Origin of the sequence: Neisseria sp. P0018.S001 (genome assembly GCF_051957355.1) — a bacterium.
Lineage (GTDB): Bacteria > Pseudomonadota > Gammaproteobacteria > Burkholderiales > Neisseriaceae > Neisseria > Neisseria subflava_A.
Genome location: NZ_JBQCWN010000011.1, coordinates 1 through 25,637, shown reverse-complemented (window position 1 = coordinate 25,637; position 25,637 = coordinate 1). Strand labels below are relative to the sequence as shown.

At 48.7% G+C, this 25,637-nt stretch carries 23 protein-coding genes, 1 tRNA gene and 2 pseudogenes; 22 read left to right on the top strand and 4 right to left on the bottom strand.

Going from position 1 to position 25,637, the window contains the following annotated elements; translation table 11 throughout:
- Window positions 1–244 precede the first annotated feature (244 nt).
- Window positions 245–1,036, top strand: coding sequence for a formate/nitrite transporter family protein (locus ACTHTJ_RS08325; protein WP_070585541.1), 792 nt, complete (start codon window positions 245–247; stop codon window positions 1,034–1,036).
- Window positions 1,037–1,189: 153 nt separating this feature from the next.
- Here ACTHTJ_RS08325 and ACTHTJ_RS08320 read toward each other — a convergent pair.
- Window positions 1,190–1,266 (bottom strand) — tRNA-Pro (locus ACTHTJ_RS08320).
- Between the two features lie 153 nt (window positions 1,267–1,419).
- On the bottom strand, window positions 1,420–2,943 hold the full coding sequence (locus ACTHTJ_RS08315; protein WP_070585540.1) for a fumarate hydratase: 1,524 nt from the start codon (window positions 2,941–2,943) through the stop codon (window positions 1,420–1,422).
- A gap of 851 nt (window positions 2,944–3,794) precedes the next feature.
- Here ACTHTJ_RS08315 and ACTHTJ_RS08310 point away from each other — a divergent pair.
- The 5 genes from ACTHTJ_RS08310 (at window position 3,795) to trkA (ending at window position 10,482) form a co-directional block, all read left to right on the top strand.
- Window positions 3,795–4,433: a 2Fe-2S iron-sulfur cluster-binding protein gene (locus ACTHTJ_RS08310; RefSeq protein ID WP_070460283.1), complete on the top strand. Its 639-nt coding sequence runs from the start codon at window positions 3,795–3,797 to the stop codon at window positions 4,431–4,433.
- Window positions 4,433–6,061: an FAD-binding protein gene (locus ACTHTJ_RS08305; protein ID WP_070585538.1), complete on the top strand. Its 1,629-nt coding sequence runs from the start codon at window positions 4,433–4,435 to the stop codon at window positions 6,059–6,061. Before ACTHTJ_RS08310 ends, ACTHTJ_RS08305 begins: the two co-directional genes overlap by 1 nt.
- Window positions 6,058–7,311 (top strand): complex I 51 kDa subunit family protein, encoded by a 1,254-nt coding sequence (locus ACTHTJ_RS08300; protein WP_070585536.1) that lies wholly within the window; start codon window positions 6,058–6,060, stop codon window positions 7,309–7,311. Before ACTHTJ_RS08305 ends, ACTHTJ_RS08300 begins: the two co-directional genes overlap by 4 nt.
- Before the next feature lie 212 nt (window positions 7,312–7,523).
- The gene (locus ACTHTJ_RS08295) at window positions 7,524–8,975 is read left to right on the top strand and encodes a DASS family sodium-coupled anion symporter (protein WP_070585535.1); all 1,452 of its coding nucleotides are present in this window, start codon (window positions 7,524–7,526) and stop codon (window positions 8,973–8,975) included.
- Between the two features lie 94 nt (window positions 8,976–9,069).
- Complete coding sequence (gene trkA / locus ACTHTJ_RS08290) at window positions 9,070–10,482, top strand: Trk system potassium transporter TrkA (RefSeq protein ID WP_070460290.1); 1,413 nt, start codon at window positions 9,070–9,072, stop codon at window positions 10,480–10,482.
- Window positions 10,483–10,559: 77 nt separating this feature from the next.
- Here the strand turns inward: trkA and lgt are convergent, their stop codons facing one another.
- Together lgt and ACTHTJ_RS08280 are read right to left on the bottom strand one after the other, a co-directional pair.
- Window positions 10,560–11,420, bottom strand: a complete 861-nt coding sequence (gene lgt, locus ACTHTJ_RS08285; RefSeq protein ID WP_003746206.1) for a prolipoprotein diacylglyceryl transferase — start codon at window positions 11,418–11,420, stop codon at window positions 10,560–10,562.
- Window positions 11,421–11,494: 74 nt separating this feature from the next.
- Complete coding sequence (locus tag ACTHTJ_RS08280) at window positions 11,495–12,625, bottom strand: M14 family metallopeptidase (protein WP_070585533.1); 1,131 nt, start codon at window positions 12,623–12,625, stop codon at window positions 11,495–11,497.
- A 174-nt stretch (window positions 12,626–12,799) separates the two neighbouring features.
- Between ACTHTJ_RS08280 and argB the strand changes: the two genes are divergently transcribed.
- The 16 genes and pseudogenes from argB (at window position 12,800) to ACTHTJ_RS08200 (ending at window position 25,471) form a co-directional block, all read left to right on the top strand.
- Window positions 12,800–13,687, top strand: a complete 888-nt coding sequence (argB, locus tag ACTHTJ_RS08275; RefSeq protein ID WP_070585531.1) for an acetylglutamate kinase — start codon at window positions 12,800–12,802, stop codon at window positions 13,685–13,687.
- A gap of 261 nt (window positions 13,688–13,948) precedes the next feature.
- A complete protein-coding gene (eno, locus tag ACTHTJ_RS08270) occupies window positions 13,949–15,235 on the top strand; it encodes a phosphopyruvate hydratase (protein ID WP_070585529.1) in 1,287 nt (428 codons plus the stop codon).
- Between the two features lie 23 nt (window positions 15,236–15,258).
- Window positions 15,259–15,534 carry a cell division protein FtsB gene (ftsB, locus tag ACTHTJ_RS08265; protein WP_003679613.1) on the top strand — a complete coding sequence of 92 codons (276 nt, stop codon included), beginning with the start codon at window positions 15,259–15,261 and terminating at the stop codon, window positions 15,532–15,534.
- A gap of 101 nt (window positions 15,535–15,635) precedes the next feature.
- Complete coding sequence (locus tag ACTHTJ_RS08260; RefSeq protein ID WP_070585527.1) at window positions 15,636–16,127, top strand: DUF1841 family protein; 492 nt, start codon at window positions 15,636–15,638, stop codon at window positions 16,125–16,127.
- Window positions 16,128–16,239: 112 nt separating this feature from the next.
- Entirely contained in the window at window positions 16,240–16,947 is a 708-nt protein-coding gene (locus tag ACTHTJ_RS08255) for an SIMPL domain-containing protein (RefSeq protein WP_070585520.1), read from the top strand.
- A gap of 9 nt (window positions 16,948–16,956) precedes the next feature.
- Window positions 16,957–17,496, top strand: a complete 540-nt coding sequence (locus tag ACTHTJ_RS08250; protein WP_141745181.1) for a hypothetical protein — start codon at window positions 16,957–16,959, stop codon at window positions 17,494–17,496.
- A 78-nt stretch (window positions 17,497–17,574) separates the two neighbouring features.
- Window positions 17,575–17,829, top strand: coding sequence for a hypothetical protein (locus ACTHTJ_RS08245; protein WP_070585516.1), 255 nt, complete (start codon window positions 17,575–17,577; stop codon window positions 17,827–17,829).
- Entirely contained in the window at window positions 17,826–18,251 is a 426-nt protein-coding gene (locus tag ACTHTJ_RS08240; protein ID WP_002231633.1) for a hypothetical protein, read from the top strand. The genes ACTHTJ_RS08245 and ACTHTJ_RS08240 overlap by 4 nt, the downstream gene beginning before the upstream one ends.
- A gap of 46 nt (window positions 18,252–18,297) precedes the next feature.
- Window positions 18,298–18,753: pseudogene (locus ACTHTJ_RS08235) on the top strand (IS1595 family transposase); the annotation flags it as partial.
- Between the two features lie 80 nt (window positions 18,754–18,833).
- Window positions 18,834–21,245: a hypothetical protein gene (locus tag ACTHTJ_RS08230; protein WP_440361038.1), complete on the top strand. Its 2,412-nt coding sequence runs from the start codon at window positions 18,834–18,836 to the stop codon at window positions 21,243–21,245.
- Window positions 21,245–21,739 carry a contact-dependent growth inhibition system immunity protein gene (locus ACTHTJ_RS08225; protein WP_019271746.1) on the top strand — a complete coding sequence of 165 codons (495 nt, stop codon included), beginning with the start codon at window positions 21,245–21,247 and terminating at the stop codon, window positions 21,737–21,739. Before ACTHTJ_RS08230 ends, ACTHTJ_RS08225 begins: the two co-directional genes overlap by 1 nt.
- 91 nt (window positions 21,740–21,830) lie before the next feature.
- Complete coding sequence (locus tag ACTHTJ_RS08220; protein ID WP_440360946.1) at window positions 21,831–22,571, top strand: hemagglutinin repeat-containing protein; 741 nt, start codon at window positions 21,831–21,833, stop codon at window positions 22,569–22,571.
- Between the two features lie 173 nt (window positions 22,572–22,744).
- A complete protein-coding gene (locus ACTHTJ_RS08215; protein ID WP_070583536.1) occupies window positions 22,745–23,416 on the top strand; it encodes a hypothetical protein in 672 nt (223 codons plus the stop codon).
- An 805-nt stretch (window positions 23,417–24,221) separates the two neighbouring features.
- Window positions 24,222–24,473 (top strand): annotated as a pseudogene (locus tag ACTHTJ_RS08210) (hypothetical protein); the annotation flags it as partial.
- A 501-nt stretch (window positions 24,474–24,974) separates the two neighbouring features.
- Window positions 24,975–25,193, top strand: coding sequence for a hypothetical protein (locus ACTHTJ_RS08205; protein ID WP_070583538.1), 219 nt, complete (start codon window positions 24,975–24,977; stop codon window positions 25,191–25,193).
- Window positions 25,194–25,330: 137 nt separating this feature from the next.
- Window positions 25,331–25,471, top strand: coding sequence for an ESPR domain-containing protein (locus tag ACTHTJ_RS08200; protein ID WP_159069511.1), 141 nt, complete (start codon window positions 25,331–25,333; stop codon window positions 25,469–25,471).
- The last annotated feature ends 166 nt before the right edge of the window (window positions 25,472–25,637 follow it).

Genomic DNA, 25,637 nt, shown 5'->3' with positions numbered 1-25,637 from the left:
TTAAAAATTCAAAACAAGGCCGTCTGAAACCTCAACGTTCAGACGGCCTTTTTTCATACAGAAGCAAAATGTAATAATATTTCTTTTGAGCTAAAGCAAGGCGAAGTATCTGTTTTTTAGGTTTAATTCAGGCTGATTGATAAAACAAAGACCGTACACCGGCTCCCTATAACACTGCTCTACCGCGACAGTTTGCGCCACTTTTGAAACGGCGTTTCCTCCTCAATCCACTTTAAGGAACATCATGGCTTCGCGCGATTTATACCCACAGGAAATTTTACAGGTTGTTCTCGACAAAAGCTGCGCCAAAGCACAATCCAGCATTCCCACACTGGCAATCTTGAGTGTTTTGGCCGGCGGATACATCGGCTTCGGTTATCTTGCCTATTTAAAAGTAGTCAGCGGCATTCCGCACGAATGGGGCGGAGTTGCGACTTTACTCGGTGCCGCTGTGTTCCCAATTGCCTTGATTTGTATTCTGCTTGGCGGCGGCGAGCTGGTAACCAGCAACATGATGATCATGTCTTTAGGCAGATTGGCCGGACGGATTTCCTCCAAAATGCTGCTGCGCAACTGGGTTATTGTCTGTATAGGCAATTTGGTGGGCACGCTGGCGATGGCTTTTTTCCTCGGATACTATGTCGGTATGATTGAAGGCAGCATGGCAGAAAAAACCATTGCCGTAGCGGAAGCAAAAGTCCATATGGATTTCGGCCGCGCTTTTGTATCGGCGGTCGCATGTAACTGGATGGTATGCATGGGTGCATGGCTGCACTTTGCTGCTAAAAACACAACCGGACGAATGCTGGCCATTTGGTTCCCTGTCATGATTTTCGTATTAAACGGCTTCCAACACCTTGTCGCCAATATGTTCGTTATCCCAGCAGGTATTTTGGCAGGTGCAAACATCACGTGGGGGCAATTTTTCTTCAACATGATTCCCGTATTCCTGGGCAATGTCATCGGTGGTGCATCCTTTGTCGGCGCTTCTTATCTTTATACTTATAAAGACGCGCTGAAAGATAGTACCGAATAGCCTGCTTTATAAACAACAAAACCTGCTTTGAGAAAGCAGGTTTTGTTTCAGACGGCATTGGTATTAAGTTTTAAAATCTATTTGGACACATTATTCAGATAAATCATCCAAACGAAAAAAGAGCCGTTTTTAAAACGGCTCTTTCCAATTCTTTGGTCGGAGTGAAAGGATTCGAACCTTCGACCCCTTGCACCCCATGCAAGTGCGCTACCAGACTGCGCCACACTCCGACTCGATAAGCTGTAAATTTTAGTTTCAAACGCTGATTTTGACAAGTGCTTTTTAGAAAAGGAAATTTACTCGTTTGAAAACATTTGAATTATTTGTAAGCAAAAAAGGCCGTCTGAAATCGTTCAGACGGCCTTTGATTATTCAGTCAAATATCAAGCTTCAACCGGAATAATACCGATTTTTGCCTGCCATTGTTTTGGCGCAATGGCGTGAACCGATTCGCCGTTGCTATCCACCGCAACGGTAACAGGCATGTCTTTGACTTCAAATTCGTAAATCGCTTCCATACCCAATTCTGGGAACGCTAAGACTTTAGACGCTTTAATGGCTTTGGCAACCAGATATGCCGCGCCGCCGACAGCCATCAGGTAAACGGCTTTATTATCGGCTATGGCTTGACAAGTTGCTGCGCCGCGTTCGGATTTACCGATCATACCCAAGAGGCCGGTTTGTTCCAGCATTTGGCGGGTAAATTTATCCATACGGGTGGAAGTAGTCGGACCGGCCGGACCAACAACTTCGTCACGGACTGGATCAACCGGGCCGACATAGTAAATCAGTTTGTTGGTGAAATCTACCGGCAATTCTTCGCCTTTGTTGAGCATATCAACCAAACGTTTGTGCGCGGCATCGCGGCCGGTCAGGATTTTACCGTTCAGCAACAATACGTCGCCGGTTTTCCATGTAGCCACTTCTTCTTTGGTCAGATTGTTGACATCGACACGTTTGCCGTTGTCAGGGCTGTAAGTCAAATCCGGCCAGTCTTCCAAAGACGGGGCTTCCAGTTTGGCCGGGCCTGAGCCGTCCAATTCAAATTCGATGTGGCGGGTAGCTGCGCAGTTTGGAATCATAGCAATCGGTTTGGAAGCCGCGTGGGTTGGGTAGTCAAGGATTTTGACATCCAGCACGGTGCTCAAACCGCCCAAACCTTGTGCGCCAATACCCAAGGCATTTACTTTTTTGTAGAGTTCCAAGCGCAGGGCTTCGGTAGTAGACAATTCTGCACCGGAATCGGCTTTTTCTTTGAGCTCCTGAATATCGATATGGCTCATCAGGCTTTCTTTGGCCATCAATACTGCTTTTTCAGGCGTACCGCCGATGCCGATACCCAAGATACCCGGAGGACACCAGCCGGCACCCATTTGAGGAACGGTTTTCAATACCCAATCAACGATATTGTCTGAAGGGTTGAGCATGGCAACTTTGGTTTTGTTTTCAGAACCGCCGCCTTTGGCTGCGCAAGTGACTTCGACTTTGTCGCCTTTTACGATTTCCATGTGTACAACGGCAGGGGTGTTGTCTTTGGTATTTTGACGCCTGCCAGCCGGGTCGGCCAATACTGAGGCGCGCAATTTGTTATCAGGATAGGTGTATGCACGGCGTACGCCTTCGTTAACCATTTCCTGTACGCTCATCTCAGCATCCCAATGTACATCCATGCCCACTTTCAAGAATACGGTCGCAATACCGGTATCCTGACAAATCGGGCGATGGCCTTCAGCACACATACGGCTATTGACCAAAATCTGCGCCATCGCATCTTTGGCGGCAGGGTTTTCTTCTTTTTGATAAGCCTTATACAAAGCCTGAATGTAGTCTTTAGGATGGTAGTAGCTGATGAATTGGAAGGCATCGAAAATACTTTGGATAAAGTCTTCTTGCTTGATGACGGTCATGATTGTGTTCCTTTTCGGGAGTCATGGTAGGAAGGGTTTGTTTATTTTTTAAGAGACCGATTTTTCAGACGGCCTTCAATAGTGTAATAGTGCTTTTAAATGAATAATCCAGACAATATCATTTTCATACCTTATTGATTTAAATAGAATTTAATAACATATTAAATCACTTGGTTATTGATAACCCATATCTACTGGCTATTCGCTTATATAGAAATAAAACTACATTATTTTTAAATGATAATCTTATTATAAGCCGTCTGAAAATATTTGCCTTAAGCATTTAGATAGTAAATTTAATAGCCTGTATTTAAAAGAGAACTATCTAAATTTTGGATAGCCTTTCTTACTTTCCAATACAATACACAATTGTAAAATCCGTGTCATTTCCTCCCTCAATCTTCTTGACTGATATCAAACTTGTTTGATTTTCTGAAATTTTATAACAATTTTTCACTTGCTTGCCTGTCAGAACATTATTCAATATATACAACAATCTATGCAAAATTAACTGATATATAATAATGATTTTTACTAGTAAATATACGAATATTTTAAAATTTACACTAAAAAAGTAATTTTATTTTACTTTTAAAATCAAGTATTTGTAATAAATTTGTCTAAATAATAGGCATATTTTGTTTACAATCTTTTCCTTAAGCAAGGCTAATCCCTCCCTATCATCAAATCCAACAAATTCTGATACACTTCGCCTTATATATATAAACATTGATTTTAAAAGAATTTCTGAGTAAATCACTTGAATATTTTCCTCATACGCACAAATGTAATAAAAATACAATTAATCAAATTACCCACTATTCCACCTTCCAATTTCACAGGAACAAACCATGAGTGAAAATTTGTTAACCCTGACCATAGACGGCCATGAAATCAAAGCTTCCGCCGACTCGTCAATCATCCAAGCCTATGCCCGTTCAGGCAATGCGATTACTGCCAATGTCGGCTGTATGGGTCAAGGCGTATGCGGTTCCTGCCGCTGCATGATTCGTAAAGAAGGCGAGCGCGAAGTCACCACCGCACTGGCATGCGAGACCAAAGTTGAAGAAGGTATGCAGGTCAGCTTCTTGGATTACTTTATTCCGGAGCACATCCAATATTACGACGTCGGCGAGATTGGTGATGGCTGGAACTGGTTGGACGATACCGCCAAAGCCTTCCCAGAAGCGCAAAACTGCCGTCATTGCGGCGGCTGTAATCGCGCCTGTCCTAAAGGTTTACAAGTAGAAAACGGCGTAGCGCAGGTAGTTTCCGGTGATTTCGGCGCGGCTGCGCTGACCTTTGACCAATGCGTGATGTGCAACCTCTGCACCCTCTCCTGCCCCGAACACATCCGTCCGAACCACTTGGGCCTGTTCGCTCGCCGTATGAAAGCAGCGCGCACATTGCGTCCTGTGGATTTGATGCGCCGCCTACGCGAAATCGACAGCGGCAAAATGAAAGTCGAATTTGAAGAGGAGTCAGTGTAATGGTTAACAAAATCCAAGGCATAGACTACGAAACCGCCCTTGCCAACCTGCGTGCGTCCTCATTGGAGCTGCGCGGCGATTTACCTGAAAAAAACGAATTACTGAGCCAATTTCACCCTGACTATCAGGCAAATGCCCGTGTGAAACTGCCTATCGGTCCAAACCAAGGCGATTACTGCCATCCTGATTTAGCCAAACTCTTAATCAGTCAGCCTCTGATTGACGACTATAATTTGTCAGGCGCTGAACATTTAAACACTGACGTATTGGTAATTGGCGGCGGCGGTGCGGGCGCAGCGGCGGCATTGTCTGCGACTGAAGCCGGCGCACGCGTCATCATGGCGAACAAACTGCGTATCGGCGACAGCAATACCGTGATGGCCGAAGGCGGCATTCAAGCAGCGGTCGGCGCAGAAGACAGCCTGCAACAACACTTTGACGACACCATCAAAGGCGGCCACAACGTCGGCAAAAAAGAATTGGTGGCACAAATGGTTACCGATGCACCATCTGCCATCCGCTGGCTGATTGGCTTGGGCATGACTTTTGACTTGACTAAAGGCGCAGACAGCAACGGCATGTTGAGCCGCAAGCGTGCAGGCGGTACGACCGTGCCGCGCATTCTGAGCTACCGCGACTTTACCGGCCTTGAAATGATGCGCGTACTGCGCGAGGCAGTCGAACTCGACGAAAACATTACCCAGCTCAACCGCCACCCCGCCATCGAATTATTATCAGACGAACACGGCCGCTGCGTCGGCGCGATTTTGTACGATTTGGAAAAACGCTCTTTGGTGTTGGTTCACGCCAAAGCCGTGGTATTGGCAACCGGCGGCAGCGGACGCCTGCATTTGCAGGGTTTTGCCACTTCCAACCATTATGGCGCGACTGCAGACGGCCTGGTGATGGCCTACCGTATCGGCGCCAAACTGCGCGATGTCGATTCTTTCCAATACCACCCGACCGGCGTTGCCCACCCTCCACACTTGGCAGGCGCGCTGATTTCCGAAGCCGTGCGCTCCGCAGGCACCAAACTGGTCAACGGTTTGGGCGAACGTTTCGTTGACGAATTACAACCGCGCGACGTTGTTGCCGCTGCGATTCTGCGTGAATGCCGCGAAGGCCGCGGCGTGGTACGCGACGGACAAGTCGGCGTATTCCTCGACACCCCGCGCCTGATTGCCAACGATCCTGACGTATTAAACCGTTTGGTAACACTCGGCCACGTTGCCCACAAATGCGGCATCGACCCTGCCGTTGAGCCGGTCATGATTCATCCGACCCTGCACTATCAAAACGGCGGTATCGAAATCAACGGCGACGGCGCAACCTGCGTTGAAGGCCTCTATTGCGCCGGCGAAGTAACCGGCGGTATTCACGGCCGCAACCGCCTGATGGGCAATGCGCTTTTGGACATCATCAGCTTCGGCCGCCGTGCCGGTAAAGCCGCCGCAGGTTGCGGCCTGCCGCTGAAAAAAGTACGCGGCGGTGTCGGACACGTCCATGACCTGCAACGCGAAATGACCCGCGCCGGTCTGACCAGCGACATCAAAGCCCCCGTTTTATATCCCGACTACGGCAAATTCGATTTGCGCGAACACGCCGGTTTGCAGGAGCAACAATCATGAACCAAGCCAATCAAAACTTACTGCATCCTTCCCGCCAAGTCGGCGCAGATTTAGCCGCCTGGCGCAAAGTCGGTGGCGGCGAAGGCTTGCTGGCTGCGCTTGCCGATCCTCAAAGCATTGTTTCCAAACTGCAAGATGCCAATCTTTGCGGTATGGGCGGTGCAGGTTTCCCGACTTGGCGCAAATGGGAGGCCGCCGTTGCCGCCCAAAGCAAAAATGGCGATAAATACGTTGTCTGCAATGCCAACGAAGACGAACCGGGTACATTTAAAGACCGCGTACTATTGGCAAATACCCCGCACCAAGTCATCGAAGGCGTCCTAATTGCCGCCGTTGCCTGCCGTGCCAACAAAGCGATTCTGTACGTCAACCCTCATCAAACCGAATCCATCGCTTCCATCACACCGGCCATCGAGCAATGGAAAAACAGCGATTTGTTTATCCGCATCGAAAACTACTTGGGTAAACCTTTGGACTTGCAACTGGTTGAAACTTCAGGCCGTTATATCGGCGGCGAAGAAACTGCCGTGATTTCATGGCTGGAAGGCGGTTTCCCCTTCCCCCGCCGCAAGCCGCCTTTCCCAGCCGAAAGCGGTGTCAACGGTGAGCCGACCCTTATCAACAATACCGAAACCTTCGCCAATATTCCGCAAATCCTTGCCAAAGGTGCGGAATGGTACAAATCTTTGGGTTTTGGCGATGCCGCAGGCACGAAACTCTACTCGCTCTCCGGCGACGTATTGAATCCGGGCCTGTACGAACTGCCGATGGGTACGACCCTTCAATCGCTGATTTACGATCACGGCGGCGGTATGCTCGAAGGCCGTACGTTTAAAGCCGTATTTACCGGCGGCCCGTCAAACACGCTTTTGACCGTAAAAGATTTGGATGTGCCTTTGGACTTCGTTTCCGTACGCGAACGCAAATCCAGCCTCGGTACCGGCGCGATGATTGTGATTTCCGAAGGCACCAGCGTGGTGCGCAAAGTAGCCGAATATGTGGAATTTTTTGCTTCCAACTCATGCGGTCAATGCCCGCCTTGCAAAGGCGGCACATTCCAGCTTTCCCGCCTGCTCAACCGTGTGGACACCGGCATCGGCACTCCCGACGACCTGCGCGCCTTGCAAAGCCTGTGCCAACTGCTGCCACGAAGCGGCCGTTGCGGTTTGATTGACGGCGCGGTTACCGTGTTGCAAAGCTCGCTGCGTACCTTCCCCGAAGAATACGGCCTGTCGCAAGAACAGGAGTAAAACGGCGTTGTTTTCAGACGGCCTATCACTGTAAATGCCGTCTGAAAAACGATACCCGCCTCCCATTCTCTTCTTTCCAAGATGGAAGAGAAACCCCAATAAGAAAATACCTTCCGAATCTACCAAAATACGTTCAGACAGGCTTCAGCAACACTCAGGCCGTCTGAAAACCGATTTCCCAATACTTCAATCCTCAAATTAGGAGATTCAACATGGGCTTCAAGCCAATTCCTGCTGCGGTCGCACTTGTGCTGACGCTGCTTATCTGGTTCGTTATCCCCGTTCCTCAAGGCGTATCGCCTGACGCATGGCATCTTTTGGCATTGTTCGTCGGCATTATTGCCGGCATCATCGGCAAAGCCATGCCTATCGGCGCAATGGCGATTTTGGGCATTACCTTGGTTGCACTGACCGGTGTGACCAACGAAAAAGCTGCAGACGCAACCAAAGACGCTTTGAGCAGCCTCAACAACTCACTCATCTGGATGATCGGTATCGCCATCATCATCTCGCGCGGTTTGTTGAAAACCGGCTTAGGGATGCGTATCGGCTACCTGCTGATCTCCCTTTTCGGCAAACGCACGCTGGGCGTAGGTTACAGTTTGGCTTTGGCGGACTTGGTCATCGGTCCGGTAACGCCGAGCAACACCGCGCGCGGCGGTGCCATCGTACATCCGATTATGAAATCCATTGCCCTGAGCTTCGACTCTGACCCTGAAAAAGGTACGGAAGGTAAAATCGGTAAATACCTTTCACTGGTCAACTTCCACTCCAACGTAATTACCTGTCTGATTTTTATCACTGCCACCGCACCCAATCCGCTGGTAGTCGAATTGGTTGCCAAAGCCACCAATTCGCAAATCCAACTCTCTTGGGGTACTTGGTTCTTGGCAATGATCGTACCCGGCCTGCTTGCTATACTACTGATGCCGCTGGTGCTGTACTTCCTGTATCCGCCTGAAATCAAACAAACCCCTAACGCCACTGCATTGGCAAAAGAGCATTTGGCTGCCATGGGGCCGATGAAGCGTGAAGAAAAAATCATGCTGGGCATTTTCCTGGTTCTGCTGCTGTTGTGGGCGGGTATTCCTGAGATGCTGTTCGGCGTGAAAGTTGATGCTACCGCCACCACCTTCCTCGGCTTGAGCCTGTGCCTTTTGACCGGCGTACTGACTTGGGAAGATGCGCTGAAAGAAAAAAGCGCGTGGGACACCATTGTTTGGTTTGCTGCCTTGGTTATGATGGCAAACTTCCTCAACAAACTGGGCCTCATCAGCTGGTTGTCCGACTCCATGCAAAGCGGTATCGCCCACATGGGCTTGGGTTGGGAAGCCGGTTGCGCCCTGTTGATGCTGGCCTACCTCTACGCCCACTACGTTTTCGCCAGCGGTACGGCACATGTTACCGCCATGTTCGGCGCATTCTACGGCGCAGGCTTGGCCTTGGGCGCACCACCGATGCTGTTTGCCCTGATTATGGCAGCCGCTACCGGCATCATGATGTCGCTGACCCACTACGCCACAGGTTCTGCACCTGTCATTTACGGCTCCAACTATGTGACCATGACCGAATGGTGGAAAGCCGGCTTCATCATGAGCGTGGTCGAAATTCTGATTTTCAGCACTGTCGGCATCTTGTGGTGGAAAGCCTTGGGCTATTGGTAATCCTTTAGCCGATTGAAAAATCAGGCCGTCTGAAACTCCAATTTCAGACGGCCTTTTGTTACAATTTCATTTTTACCGAACACACTCGATTACCGTGAAAATACTCATCCTCGGCAGCGGCCAAGTCGGCTCGACCGTCGCCCAAAACCTCGCCTCTGTTCCCAGCAACGACGTTACCATCATCGACATCGACGAAAAAGCGCTCAACCGCATCAGCAGCCGCCTCGATGTCCAAACCATCGTCGGCAACGGCGCATCGCCCTTTACCCTCGAACAGGCAGGCGCGGCGGACTCCGACCTTCTGCTTGCCCTGACCCGCAGCGACGAAACCAACATTGTCGCCTCCAAAATCGCCGCCGACCTATTCAACATCCCCAGCCGCATCGCACGCGTGCGCTCAAGCGAATACCTCGAATATCCGGTTGACGGCAGCGATAACCCCGAAGAAGGCAGCCTCAACATCTTCGGCATTACCGAAACCATCAGCCCCGAACAGCTAGTTACCGAACAACTCGTCGGCCTGCTCAACTACACCAGCTCATTGCAGGTACTCAGTTTCGCCAACGACCAAGTCCGCATGGTGATTGTTCAAGCACGCAAAGGCGGTTTGCTGATCGGCCGTGAAATTGCCGATATCAACCAACACCTGCTCGAAGGTGCGGACTGCCAAATCTGCGCCATCTACCGCAACAACCGCCTGATCGTCCCAACGCCGCAAACCGTCATCATTGAAGGCGATGAAGTCCTGTTTGCTGCCGACATCAACAGCGTTGAAGCCATCATGCGTGAATTGCGTCCGAAAGAAGCGCGTACCCGCCGCATCATGATTGCCGGCGGCGGCAACATCGGCTACCGCCTCGCCAAGCAGCTTGAATCCAAATACGACATCAAAATCATCGAATACAAACCCCAGCGCGCCGAATGGCTGGCCGAGAATCTGGACAACACCCTCGTCCTGCAAGGTTCCGCCACCGACGAAACCCTGCTGGACGAAGAATACATCGACGAAATCGACGTCTTCTGCGCGCTGACCAATGATGACGAAAACAACATCATGTCCAGCCTGTTGGCGAAAAACCTTGGTGCCAAACGCGTGATTACCATCGTCAACCGCTCAAGCTACGTCGATTTGCTCGAAGGCAACAAAATCGATATCGTTGTTTCCCCCCATCTGATTACCATCGGCTCCATCCTCGCCCACATCCGCCGCGGCGACATCGTTGCCGTCCATCCTTTGCGCCGTGGTACAGCCGAAGCCATTGAAGTGGTGGTACACGGCGATAAAAACACTTCCGCCATCGTCGGCCGCCGCATCAGCGGCATCAAATGGCCGAGCGACTGCTACATCGCCGCCATCGTCCGCGGCGCAACCGGCGAGGTCATCATGGGACACCACACCGAAACCATCCTCCAAGACGGCGACCACATTATCTTCTTCGTCTCACGCCGCCGCGTCCTACCGGAGTTGGAAAAACTCATTCAAGTCAAAATGGGCTTTTTCGGTTAAACCCAAAATCCGTTTTCTTAAAGCCATAAAAAGGCCGTCTGAAAACCTTTTCAGACGGCCTTTATTTCTTGTTTTATTTATGCTTTGGCAACGCTGTTTTTACGGCCAAACCAAACAAAACCAATCACACCCAATACAATCATCGGCACGCTCAACCATTGCCCCATGGACAAACCCAAAGTCAGCAGGCCGAGATAGTCATCAGGCTGACGGGCAAATTCTGCAATAAAGCGGAACAAACCGTAACCGCCCAAGAACAATGCTGCCGTTTGTCCGGCCGGACGTGGTTTTTTCGAGAAAATCCAAACGATGACAAACAGGCAAATGCCTTCAAGGGCAAACTGGTAAAGCTGAGACGGGTGGCGCGGCAGCATGCCGTATTGTTGCAACCATTCGGCCCATAAAGGATTGTGCGCCGCAGCTTCCGCATCTTCGTAACGCGCTTGCGGGAAACCCATCGCCCAGAAAGCATTGAGTTCGGTCACGCGTCCCCAAAGTTCGCCGTTGATAAAGTTGCCGATACGGCCGGAAGCCAAGCCTAGCGGTACGAGCGGCGCAACGGTATCCATCAATTTCAAGATACTGATGTTGTGCTTGCGGCCAAACAACCACATGGCAACGACCACGCCCAAGAAGCCGCCGTGAAACGACATACCGCCTTCCCAAACTTTGAAAATATCCAACGGGTTGGCAAGATAGTCGGAAAATTTATAAAACAAAACGTAGCCGATACGGCCGCCCAAGATGACGCCCAAGATACCCCAAGTCAGGAAATCGTCGAGTGTTTCTTTGGTAAACACAGAATTGCCCTGCGCGATACGGCGACGGCCCAAAATCGTAAACAGGATAAAGCCGACGATATAGCTCAAGGCATACCAGCGGATGGCAAGCGGGCCGATGCTGATCAGCACCGGATCAAACTGGGGATGTATCATCATAATGTGTGTTCCTTATCTCAAAGGCCGTCTGAAAGCCTGAACTTTCAGACGGCCTGTATGCGGTGTCGGATGGTTTAACGCAAATCGTCAACCACATTTAAAATAGCAGACAACATAGCCTCGCCCAAGCGCAGCGAGCGTTGGCCGTTCCAGCCGAAATCGTCGTCCGGCAGATTGGCATTGTCTTTAAACGGCATTTCCAAAGTATAGGCAAGGCAGTTGAAATGATTGCCGACCCAGTTGGTCGCCAAAGTCATGTTTGCCTGACCCGGCGCATCTTTATCATAGCCGTAATCGTCTTGGAAATCTGGGCTGGCATTGAGCAGCGCGAGTTTGAATTGGTCTTCCAAGGCTTCGATGCGCTCGTTGTAGTTAGGCACGCCTTCGGTACCGGCCACAAAGACAAACGGCAGGCCTTCATCGCCGTGAATATCCAAGAACAAATCCACGCCGGTTTCCATCATTTTTTCGCGGACGGTAAAGACTTCGGGACTTCGCTCCAAAGTCGGGTTTTCCCATTCGCGGTTGAGGTTGGCGCCGGCGGCATTGGTGCGCAGATTACCCAAAACCGAACCGTCCGGATTCATATTCGGCACAATATAGAAAGTCGCACGGTCAAGCAGCATGCGCGCGGTCGGATCTTGCGGATCAAGCAGACGACCCAGCAAACCTTCGACAAACCATTCCGCCATGGTTTCGCCCGGATGTTGACGAGCGATAATCCAGACTTTCATGTCGCTTTCGACTTGGTTGCCGATGGTCAAAAGATTGATGTCACGGCCTTGAACGGTACTGCCCAAGTCGTCGATACGGCACAAGCCGCTGCCCTGCGCATCGCCCAAAAGATTCAAATGCTGCTCGTTGGAATAAGGCTCGAAATAGGCGTAGTAAACGCTGTTGGACAAAGGCGTATGGTTGATGGTCAACACGCCGTTTTCATAGCTGGTCGGCACGCGAAACCAATTTTGGCGGTCGTAAGAGGCGCAAGCCTGATAGTCCTCCCAGCCCAAAGGATACGCAGCGTCCGCCGCATTTTCAAAATGCATCACGCAGTTTTGATAGGCCGCACCCTGCAAACGGAAGTAAAACCATTGGGCAAACTCCGAAGCATTGTCGGGACGCAGGGCGAGACGGATATCGGCAGGGTTGCTCAAGTCTTTGACAACGACCGAACCGGCATCGAATTGGGTGCTGATTTTCATCATGGGTATCCTTAGTAATCGGCGAAGAGGCCGAAGCAAACCGTCATTTTACCGTTTGCATGAGGCTGGTTTCAACCATTTAACTGATTTAACAGGATTTCAAGCGCTTGGAAATATTGTTTCAGACGGCCTTTGGGATTAAGATAAAGGCCGAAATTATGAAACAAGGTTGAAACCATGACTCAGCAACAATCTGTCTCCCCTGCCATCAAAGCGCGCGTCCTTGCCGAATCTTTACCTTATATCCGTCGTTTTTCCGGCTCCATCATCGTCATCAAATACGGCGGCAATGCCATGACCGAGTCGGCCTTAAAAGAGGGCTTCGCACGCGATGTCGTCCTGCTCAAACTGATCGGCCTGCATCCCGTCATCGTTCACGGCGGCGGCCCGCAAATCAATGAAATGTTGGAAAAAGTTGGCAAAAAAGGAGAGTTTGTTCAAGGCATGCGCGTGACCGACAGCGAAACCATGGACATCGTAGAAATGGTTTTGGGTGGACACGTCAATAAAGAAATCGTTTCCATGATTACCACCTTCGGTGGCCGCGCCGTCGGCATTACCGGCCGGGACAACCACTTCATCAAAGCGGAAAAACTCCTGATTGACACGCCCGAACAAAAAGGCGTGGACATTGGGCAAGTCGGCACCGTGGCGGACATCGATACCCGTTTGGTGGAAGGCTTGGTCGAACGCGGCTGCATTCCGGTCATCGCACCCATCGGCGTAGGTCAAAACGGCGAAGCGTTCAACATCAATGCTGACTTGGTTGCCGGCAAACTGGCGGAAAAACTTCAAGCCGAAAAACTGCTGATGATGACCAATATCCCCGGCGTACTGGATAAAGAAGGCAAATTATTGACCACCCTGACGCCAAGCCGCATTGACGAACTGATTGAAGATGGTACGCTGTACGGCGGTATGCTGCCTAAAATTGCCTCTGCCGTCGAAGCCGCCAAAAGCGGTGTCAAAGCCACGCATATCATAGATGGCCGTGTTCCCAACGCCCTGCTCTTGGAAGTACTGACCGATGACGGCGTAGGCTCGATGATTTTGGGCGAAGACTAATCCGTTTTTCAGACGGCCTTATGCCTTATTTAATCAGCTTTTCACCCTAAAAAGGGTAAAAAATGTTACACTATACGGCTTATGTTTGTTCGAGCGATATTGACGTGAAACAAACTTACAGTCGGTTTCATACCGACTCCGATGCCATACCTGGCAAAGACGGTATAATGTCTGCATTCATCAGACTTTGGCAATCATCCTTAAGGCCGTCTGAAACGTAACAAAGCTACTTTTCTTTTACCATCCTATTTGGAGATATTCATGAGCGCAATCGTTGATATTTTTGCACGCGAAATTTTGGACTCCCGCGGCAACCCTACCGTAGAGTGTGACGTATTGTTGGAATCCGGCGTTATGGGACGCGCGGCCGTACCAAGCGGCGCATCAACCGGCCAAAAAGAAGCTTTGGAACTGCGTGACGGCGACAAATCCCGTTACTTGGGCAAAGGCGTATTGAAAGCCGTTGACCACGTCAACAACCAAATCGCGCAAGCCCTCATCGGTATCGATGCCAACGAACAATCTTATATCGACCAAATCATGATCGAATTGGACGGTACTGAAAACAAAGGCAACTTGGGTGCCAACGCCACTTTGGCTGTTTCTATGGCCGTAGCACGCGCGGCCGCTGAAGATGCAGGCCTCCCTCTGTATCGTTACTTGGGCGGTGCAGGCCCAATGGCTCTGCCTGTTCCGATGATGAACGTTATCAACGGCGGCGAACATGCCAACAACAGCCTGAACATCCAAGAATTCATGATCATGCCTGTCGGCGCAAAATCTTTCCGCGAAGCTCTGCGTTGCGGCGCCGAAATCTTCCACGCACTGAAAAAACTGTGTGACAGCAAAGGCTTCCCAACTACCGTTGGCGACGAAGGCGGTTTCGCACCTAACCTGAACAGCCACAAAGAAGCCCTGCAGCTGATCGTCGAAGCAACCGAAGCCGCAGGCTACAAAGCAGGCGAAGACGTATTGTTCGCCCTGGACTGCGCATCCAGCGAGTTCTACAAAGACGGCAAATACCACTTGGAAGCCGAAGGCCGCTCTTACACCAGCGCAGAATTTGCCGAATACTTGGAAGGCCTGGTTAACGAATTCCCAATCATTTCCATCGAAGACGGCATGGACGAAAACGACTGGGAAGGCTGGAAACTGCTGACCGAAAAATTGGGCGGCCGAGTTCAATTGGTCGGCGACGACTTGTTCGTAACCAATCCAAAAATCTTGGCTGAAGGCATCGAAAAAGGCGTGGCAAACGCATTGCTGGTTAAAGTAAACCAAATCGGTACTTTGAGCGAAACCCTGAAAGCCGTTGACTTGGCCAAACGCAACCGCTACACCAGCGTAATGAGCCACCGTTCCGGCGAAACCGAAGACAGCACCATTGCCGACTTGGCAGTTGCCACCAACTGTATGCAAATCAAAACCGGCTCCCTGTCCCGTTCTGACCGCATGGCGAAATACAACCAATTGTTGCGCATCGAAGAAGAATTGGCCGAAGCCGCTTACTACCCTGGCAAAGCCGCATTCTACCAATTGGGCAAATAAGCAGAATATAGGGTATTGATTGTATGAAGTGGGTGACTTTTGTTTTAACCTTCGCACTTTTGTGCTGTCAGTACAGCCTTTGGTTTGGTAAAGGCAGCGTCGGGCATACGGAAGAATTGCAGGAGCAGCTCGTCCGTCAGGAGGAAAAAAACCAAACGCTCACTTTACGCAACAATTTCCTCAATGCGGAAGTTGAAGACTTGGCACACGGACAAGAGGCCATTGCCGAAATTGCCCGCGTCGAATTGGGCTATGTCCAAGACGGCGAAGTGTATTACCGAATCATCGACCGCCGCTAAACCCTGCAAAATAAAGGCCGTCTGAAAACATATTTTTCAGACGGCCTTTTTTATCGCAATCGCTATATAATCACATATCCCAAAATCAAATCACACCCATCATGTATGACGTAAACACCCACGATGTCCGCCGTTTCTTCGCCCACGTTTGGCAACACAGGCTCGCACCGCTCCAATTGGACGGCCTGCAACAAAAAGCTTTGCGCATCATCGAAGCCCATCCCGAATACGGACACTATCTCGAAGACATCGAACAATATTTAGATAAAGAATGGCTGCCCGAAGACGGCGAAAGCAACCCATTCCTGCACATGTCTCTACACCTTTCCCTGCAAGAGCAAAGCGCCATCAACCAGCCCCCGGGCATCCGTGCCATCCACCACCAACTTTGCGCCCGTTACAACGGCGACTGGGTCAAAGCCGAACACGATATGATGGAAGCCTTGGCAGAAACCATCTGGGAAGCACAACGCTACGGACGGGGCCTTGACGTCAATGCCTACATGACCCGCTTGCGGAAATTGGTCGGCTTAGGCCAAGAAGAAAAAGCCCGCCTCAATCCCCATGAAGTCGGCTTGATGGATACAAAGTAACTTCTTTTCAGACGGCCTCAACCCATACAAATCCTTAAGCTTGTCAAAGCCAACATTTCCATCTTGCATGCTAAATTACTTTTTTAAAATCCGCATCACAAGGAAAACCAAAATGCTCCGCCCAGCCCTTACCGCCCTACTGCTAGCTGCCTCCCTGCCTGTAGCAGCAGAAAGCCTCAACTACAACATCGTTGAATTTTCCGAATCCGCCAACATGGAAGTGCCGCGGGATACCATGACCACGCATTTCAGCGTCAACGCAGAAGGCAAAGACCGTCAAGCCGTCAACCAAGCCTTCATAAAAAAATTCAACCAGTTCAACAAAATCTCCCAAAACAGCAAATTTAAAGCTGAGCTGATGGAGCGCAACGCGTCCCCTCGCTATCAATATACCAACGGCAAACGCACCCAAAACGGCTGGGAAGAACACGCCTACTTCAAAGTAGAAAGCAAAGACTTTGAAGCACTCAACCGCCTGATTGCCGACAGCATCAATATCGCCGTTTTAGAAAGCTCCTCATTTTCCGTATCCAAAGAAAAACGTGAAGAAACCGTCGATCAACTGAGCAAAGCCGTTATCCTGCGCTTCAAAGACCGCGCCCAAAATCTCGCCCAAACGCTCGGCTTCTCCAGCTACAAAATTGTTAAACTCAACCTGGGCCATATCGGCAACCGCCAAGTCGGCGGCGACTTTGCACGCGCCAAAATGTTGCGGGCAGCCCCCGTCGCAGAAATGGCTGCAGGAATAGAAGATGGCGTACCAGCCTCCCCAGGTTCGGAAGAGATCAGCCTGACCGTCAGCGGCTCGGTGCAAATGTAGGATTTTCTTTTGAATCATTTGAAAGGCCGTCTGAAAGTATATTTTTCAGACGGCCTTTTATATTACTCAATGATTAAAATGGCATTTAATCCCGAAAGAAGGCAGGCTCATAGCGAAGAGTTCGGCAAAACCGATACTGTTGTGTTAATGTCTTACGGCAAATCACCGGAAGAAATTGCCGCCAATGCAAAAATGATGCGGATTGGCAGCGAACTGCTTACCGATATGACGGTTGTCGGAACGATTAAAGATTTCAAACAGGCCGACACGTTTAGAGATTATGCTGTTGCAACTATTTTTGCCATTCCAGGAGTGAAAGTAGCTAAAAAACTAGAAACCGTCCGCGATTTCAGAAAGGCCTACGAAGCTGCCAAAGAAGCGGGGGATTTGCGCACAGCCAAGAAATTGTTTGAATTAGCCAAAGATGCGAAAGGCTCGCCTAGAAGATTTGAACAACTTGAGGTTAAAGTAAGCAAGATACAAGAAGAGTTGGCAAGATTAGAAATTGATTTTGCTAAAATTCCTAAGGAATTTCAAAAAGCATCTTAGAACCCGCAAAGATTTTCTTTAGCCGATAACCAATTTGGTCGCAAAGTAGGAAAACATGCTACTGAACATGGATTTGATATGAAAACTTCTAGCAGAAGAGAAAGTTTTAAAAAATTTATTTATGAAATTGCTAAACGGCCAGATGAGTTAAGGGTAGGAACTTTTAACGGACAGGGAATCAGGCAAGGTGCAAATCATGCACGTGGATCAGTTTTATTTAGAATTAAAGGAAATAATGTAGTAGTAACATCTCCTGAAGGAGAGTTTATAACAATTTTGAAAAATGGCTTAACTAATCCATCAGTAAAAGAAGGGATAAGGGTAAATAAATGAATGAGTTAAATGGAAGGATTTTATCAGTAAAGGGGCTTTTCTTCATATATGACGAAACGGATCTTGATATTGATGTCCAACGTCCCGATGAAATACAGTTTGATTTGGAAGGGATCCCTGTTTTATTTAAGTGTAATGGCAGCGAACCGAATCTGTCTTATGAAATCAACAAGGAAGCTGAAAACGTATCTTTAGGTAGTTATGGAGAGCTTAAAATATTCGATTTAACCGATTTTGATTTTTTTGGTTTCCTTAAAGATGAAGACCTATTGGAAATGAGAAAACTATATCTTGATGATGATGAAATCGGGTTCCGGCTAATTTTTTCCCAATCAGTGTTGAATATGATTAATTGGGGAGATGAATTTTTTTTGTTTAAAAACTTACCCGAATTTTTAATAAATGAAAATCTCCATGAATAAAAATTTAGGGGCTATACTAGATAAGCAGTCATGTTAGACTGCAAAAATGAAGATAACCCATTGTAAACTAAAAAAGAGTATTCAAAAGAAACTGCTCCAGTTTTTTGTACTCGAAGTTACCGCCCGTTCAGCAGCTGATTTATCGGGCATCCACCCCAATTCGGCAGTGCTGTTTTACCGCAAGATTCGCGAAGTCATCAGCCATCATCTTTCACTGGAAGCCGATACGGTTTTTGACGGCTCAGTTGAGTTGGACGAGAGCTATTTTGGCGGACACCGCAAAGGCAAACGTGGATGCGGTGCGGCAGACAAGGTGGCAGTTTTTGGTATTCTCAAACGCGGCGGCAAGGTTTATACCGTGGTTATTGAGAACGCTAAAAGAGAGACGTTATTTCCTGTTATCACAAAGAAAATTATGCCTGACAGTATTGTCTATACGGATTGTTTGAGTAGCTATGATGTGTTGGATGTAAGCGGATTTACCCACCACCTCATTAATCACAAGACAACCGCTACCAGGATTGGGAAAACCACGAGCGCAAAAAGTCCGGCCTCACCGGCAGCCTGAAAAACGGCGTGGCGATGGCCGGTTACGGCAAAACCCAAACCAAGCTGCAGCAAAACAGCGTATCGTCTGCCGTAGTCTCCTCGCAGATAGGCAGCCTGAAAGGCGATACCACCATCGCGGCGGGCAGCAAACTGACTACCGAAGCCGCACAACTGTATGCCGGCGGCGATCTGCATCTGCAGGGGCGCGAAGTTTCCCTCGGCGAAGCCTACAAACGGAACGAGCGGCACAGCGAAGGCAACATCACCATCGGCGGCAAAAAAACCAGTGCCCGCGCTCTCGGCATCCATACCGATTCGGCCACTGCCCATCACGGTGCCGACAGCGTTCCCGATCTGCAAAACCTACTCGACAAACAGCAAACCGTCGCCCAATCGACTGCCGCCATCCACAGCGCCGTTGCCACCTATAGTGGCAACCGTGCCAAAGCGGCAGCCGAAGAGCTGGAAAAACAACAGGCCGCTTACGAAGGCCGTCTGAAAGAGCAAAACGACGGCAGTTATGAGCAATATGCCGGTAAAAGCGACAGCGAACGGCTGTCCATGAGGCTGGGGAACGCGAAGTATGCCCAAGCTTACCAAGAAGCCCGAAGCTGGGGCGTAGGCGGCAGCAAAAGCCGTGCGCTTAGCGCCGCCGAAACCCTGATTACCGGCGCCCTGGGCGGACAGGGTGATTTACAGCTGGCGGCCAATACGTTGGCGCCGTATGCTGCAGCCGCCATCGGCAAGCGCTTCGGCCACGGTGAACACAAAAACGAAGCCGCGCAAGCAATCGGCCACTTTATGCTCGGTGCCGCCTTAGCCTACGCCAACGGCGCCGACCCGCTTGCCGGCGGCAGCGCTGCCGTTGCCGCCGAACGCGCAGCCGAGTATCTGGCCAAACAATACGACGACGGCAAGACCGCCATCGACCCGACAACGGGGAAATTCAATCCCAACCTTCTGCCCGAGCACATTAAGGAAGAGATCAAAGCGCAGACCGGGGCGATTGCTTCGGTGGTGGGTGCGGCGGGCGGCAGTCTGAACGGCAGCGGCAGCACCAACGGCAACAGCAATGCCCTGTTCAATGCACAGGTAGGGGGTGTGCTTGGACAGAATGCGGTGGAGAATAATCTGCTTAACAACGAAGACAGAAAAAAATACGATCTTTTAACAGAGAAAATTCTCAACCATACAGCAAGTAATAAGGAAAAGGCCGAATTTGAGCGGCTGGCTGCTAAAGACCAAGTAAGCAATGAGTTATATAGAAAATATTATTCAGACCTTCATCGAAAAGATGGAAAAAAAGACCTGACAACCCAAGAAGCAGCTAGTTTGCGATCCTATCTAGACATCATCTATGATGATCAGAAAATTCTTGATAGAAAAATTAAGAATGATCTCTATCAAGGTAAAGAAATCTTGAGAAATGGAGAACCTTATTATCCGTTTTGGCTAGCCAAAAGAGATAGAAAAGTCAGAGAACATTGGAATAACTCTTGGAAAGAAATCCAGGATGCCCGAGGAAAGTATAAAACCGGTTTGGCTGCTGTTAAGCATTTCTTTTTATCGGAAGGTCGTCCGATAGGGAAATACGAGAAAGCTTGGAATATCCTTGAAAGGGATAAAGCTTATGCCGATAGTTTTGAAGGCAGAGCAGCAGCCTCCACCGCACAAGGCATTGCTTTAGGTTTGGAATTTACCACTCGAGGACGTTATCTGATGATGGCTATTGGTGGAGCACAAGCCAGTTACGGAACTTATCAAATCACACAGGGAAACCTTGAGCACGGGAAAGCCAATTTCTTTTTAGGTGCCGGAACAATGTTGGGTAGTGTCAGTCTTGGTGGGGCTTCGGTTAAGAAATCTCCGTTGGCAATCCGCGGACCGATTCCGGCCGGATATAACCGACCGCTGACCAGCTTGGATGTTAATGCTGGGCGTATGGCTAATCAATTTTCAACTGCACATCAGAAAGTTACGGATTTAAATATCTTATTTGCCAAACCAAGTAAAACCGTTTCTAATTCAAAAGTAGGTATCCAATGGAATAATGGTATTGGAAAGCAAGGTATGCCATGGGAGAATTATGTTGGTAAAAACCTTCCCTCGGATGCTCGACTACCAAAGAATTTTAAAACTTTTGATTATTATGACTCCCGTGATGGCTTAGCCATTAGTGCTAAGACATTGGATACACAAACAGCATCAAGGATGCTCAAACCAAGACAAATTTATAGTACTTTAAAAAATTATATTGACAAAGCTGCCAATTTTAAAACTTACTCTCTTTCTAGTGTTAAGTTAAATGCTGATACAATTACTCGGAGAGAGATACATTTAGCTATTCCAGCCCAAACCACTAAAGAACAATGGCAGCAAATCAACAAAGCGATAGAATATGGAAAGACTCATGGTATTAATGTTAAAGTAACGGAGATTAAATAATGGAAGATAAGTGCGAAAATAAATATTTTGCAAGTTTGTATGCAAATGAAAAAGCGTTCATTGTGCAAACAGAATCCGGATTTAGGTTGTTAATGTTAGACACCTTATTCCCACCTCATATTTTGTTTCCGGATGTCGATAACAATCTGCTTGGTCAAGCTGTTTTCCAGGCATTAAAAAATAGTCGAACTTTTGAATATGGGAGTAAAGAATATAAAAATTTTTTCGATCCGGTACAAAGAGTTCAACGCTATAACCAATGGGTTGATCATATACGAGAAACACTGGGGTATAAAACCAAATTAGCTTTTTTTAGAAAGATGATGATGTGCAGCATTAAAATGGATAGCAAGGAAATCGTAATTTCCCCCAATAAACATATCAGATCGGATGCGTGGGAAGGCATTGATGGAAAAGATATAATCATACCCGTTGACAGAAACTACTCGGAAATTGGACAAGGAGCAAAACAAGCTCTAAGTTATTGTAAGTAAGTATATACGTAGTGCATAGGCCTGTTCCCACAACATACTTTTAGTGGCCGACGCCGTCAAAAACCAAACCGGACAGCAAGGCGCTGTCCTCTTGTCCGTTGAAGCCGGCTTCGGCTTTAAATCCGCCGGCAAAGAACAAAACCAACACTACCGCCAAAGCCGGCAAAGCAGCCTGAAAGCCGGTGGCGACATCAATATCCGCAGCCGCGAGGGCGACATTACCGTCCAAGGCAGCAACATTACTGCGGGCGACACCATCCGCCTCGATTCCGCGCGCGACATCCTGCTGCAGTCGGCCCAAGACAGCCAACATCAGGACGGCAAAAACCGCAATGCCGGCGTACAAGTCGGCGTCGGGGTTTCCGTTGGTGCCCAAACCGGCGTCTATATCTACGCCGAAGCGGCCTACGGCAAAGGCAAAAACCGTTCGGACAGCCAAACCCATCAAAACACCCTGCTGCAATCGGACAAACTGCAGCTCAGCAGCAAGGGCAATACCGTGCTGAATGGTGCCCAAGCCCATGCCCGACGCATCGACGCCGATGTCGGCAGCACCCTTTATATCGAAAGCCCGCAGGACACTGTCGAACAGGAGAGCAAACAAAGCGGCGGCGGCATCCGCGCCCAAGTCGCGCTCGGTACCGCATGGAGCGTATCCGGCAACTACAACCAAAGCAAAGCCAGCGGCCACAGCCGCAGCGTCGGCAGCCAAAGCGGCCTCTTTGCCGGCGAAGGCGGCTACCACATCACAGCCGACAGCGTCCGGCTTAAAGGCGGTGCCATCGCTTCTGCCGCAGACAAAGACCACAACGAACTGACCGCCCGCAGTTAATGTGCCGGGTAGGGATCTGCCGCCCGGATGTCCAAGCCACCTTGCGTGATTCTAATAAACGAATTTATATCGAATACGATCGCGCCAGTTCGAACCGTGGAGCCGGACATGCATCAAGAGCATTGAGTAATGATCCGGATGCTATTGTAATTTTAAGAACCGTGGATTAAATTATGAATGTAAACAAAGATTTTTTTCTTGCAAGAGACGGCCATCCGAGCCTGAAACAGTTTTATTTTATTGGCGCGCCATTTGAAAAAGCACTGGATCTTTATCTAAAAAGACGTATGGATTTAAGTGATTTTTATCAAAATCTAAAACCGAAACTATCGTATTTGGATGAGGAGTATACCCTCAGTCAGAAATTGGATTTCTTGAATCCGCTTGAGATTACCGGATCATCCAAATATTTATTGTTGGAAACGCAGTCTGATTGGTCATTGCTAATAGACAATAATCGGAACGGCACAGACTTTTCAAGTGTGCCGTATGAAGCCTTGCTGTGGAAAATCAGATTATTGACTATGTATTTACGTCCATATTTTGGCAAAGACGAATTCGGTGCGGTCTCATTTACCCTGTATGAGGGCAGCAAACAGGTTTCCCGTCATGACTGCGAAACCAGAAATGTTATGCTGCATAAAGAAACCAGTCGTGTCGAGTTTATGGAATATGGCACGCCGCTGCCGTTTGAACAGACAGAAAAATATACCGAAAGACTCAAAAAAAACAGGCTGACTGTGGAGATGATCGAAGAATATTGCAAACATTTAGGCATTTCATTATTTGATTTGGACTTCTACCAGTCCAAAGCCGCCCTTATTGAGATATTGAGAAACAAATAACTTCCATCTCTTCAAAAAGACAGTCTGAAAAATATTCAGGCTGTCTTTTAACGTCGGCAGCCAAAGCGGTCTCTTTGCCGGCGAAGGCGGCTACCACATCACCGCCGACAGCGTCCGGCTTAAAGGCGGTGCCATCGCTTCTGCCGCAGATAAAGATCACAACGAACTGACCGCCCGCAGTTTCAGCTTTGAAGACATCCGCAACGAAAGCAGCTACAGCGCCAGCAGCATGGGCATCGGCGCCGGCTACGGCGGCAGCCTGAAAGGCAGCGACGGCGCAAACACCAATGCCCTGTTCAACGCACAGGTAGGGGGCGTGTTGGGGCAGAATGCGGTGGAGAATAATGCCCTAGACCGTTTGGACGGATTCACACCCGGCGAACGAAGCCTGAGAGACAGGGCAGATAAGATCTACCAAAACAACCAGAAGGACAAAGACCTTTACATCCGCGCTTACGAAGCCTATGAATTAAAAGCATCCTATCTGGCAGCCAAAGAGATTGTTGTAGGCACATGGGAGGGCATACGCCACCCGTGGGACAATACCATCGTTCCATTGGTCGAAGCCGTTTCCAGTCCCGTGCAAACAACCAACAAAATCGTCATGTCCTACGAAAACTGGAAAGCGGTTCGCGACGAAGCATACATCAGCGATCCGCAGCTGGCGGGCAGAATGGACGCAATGTTTGATGCCCGAGTGGGAGCCAATGCAGCATTTATGGTTGTCAGCGGCGGGACGGCATCTGCCATTGTCCGCTCGCCTGCCGCCGCAAAGGTAGTGAAGAGTGCCGGGAATTTAAGCAAAATTGTCCGCAAGGCCGAGGCTCCGCCCGGGAAAGCTGTGCCTGTCGGCGAAGCCCGCATTCCCCAAAGCCCCCAAGCGGTAAAAGGAACAACCGTTACCTTGGCACAGGAACAACGCCTGGCCAACGGAGAGCTGATACCGAAAGGCTCTGTGGTAACGTGGTCGGACAATGCGGTGAAGGTTGTGCGGCCTGATGGGAAAAAGCGGAGATTTAATAGTCGGGATTGGGAACAGAAGGCATTGCCTGCTCCAACAGCAATGTTATTTGAACCTATAATTCAAACTAGAATTTCCCAGCAGGTTATGCTTACAACTAAGCAAAAGCTACCACCTGCAATTGTCGATACCTTTAAAAATGGAATGTATCAAACCGTAACCACCAAAGAGCCTATTACTGTATATAGAAAATTTGGTGGTACGGATAAACAGGCCAAATTATTAGGAGGATATGCAACAACAATTTCTAATGCGGGAAGAAGCGAGACTGCTGTTTATCCTAGATGGAGTTCAATGCAGTTTGAAGCAGTCATAGAAATACCTAAAAACCAATCAATAAATATTGGTAAAGTAGCGCCACAACCTTTAAATAAAAAAATTCCTAAATATAGGGGGGGGTGAAGATCAAATTCTGCTACCTGTAAATTATCCTATATCATGGGTCAAATTCGTTCGCGATGGAAAAACAGGAAAAGTTTACACTCCAAGTGAGTTTATAAAACAATTTCCAGAACAGATTAATAGAAAGTAATAAACATGGAAGATATTATTAATAATATTAAAATCAGATTAAAAGATCTTGGATTTAACCCGGAAGACTTTCTGGAAATAAAAAAAATATCTAATATTATCAATAATAAGCAAAATAATTTTAATAGATGGATTTATAGTTTGCATAGAGTACTCTATGAAATTGGATTAAATGATAAAGAATTGGATGACTTATTAAATAAATTACTAGATTATGGAGAATAAGATAAGAGGTGTTTTTGTGAAATGAATAGATATTAAAATAACGCTTGTTTCTCTTACCCAAAGGCTGTTTGAACCCCTATTATCCGTTTTCAGGCTGCCTTTCCCCCACACCCGCACACACTACGGATCCCCCCGCCATGAACAAACACCGCCATAAAACCGTCTTCAACCGCACCCGCGGCATCCTGATGGCCGTAGCCGAGACTGCCATCGGGCAGGGCAAAAGTCCCGGCGAGCGCTCAGGCGGAGAAACCGGTGGCAAGGAAAACCACATGTGAATAAAGGAAAAGGGGTAGTCAATACAGGGCTGGGGAAATCTGGCGGTAAAGAAACTTTTGAGAAACAGATTATTCATTTTGAAAAAATTGGAGATATAAAATGAGCTATTTAAATTTAGATGATGATATGTATTTGGTTTATGATTTTAAAAAAGATATGAAAAAT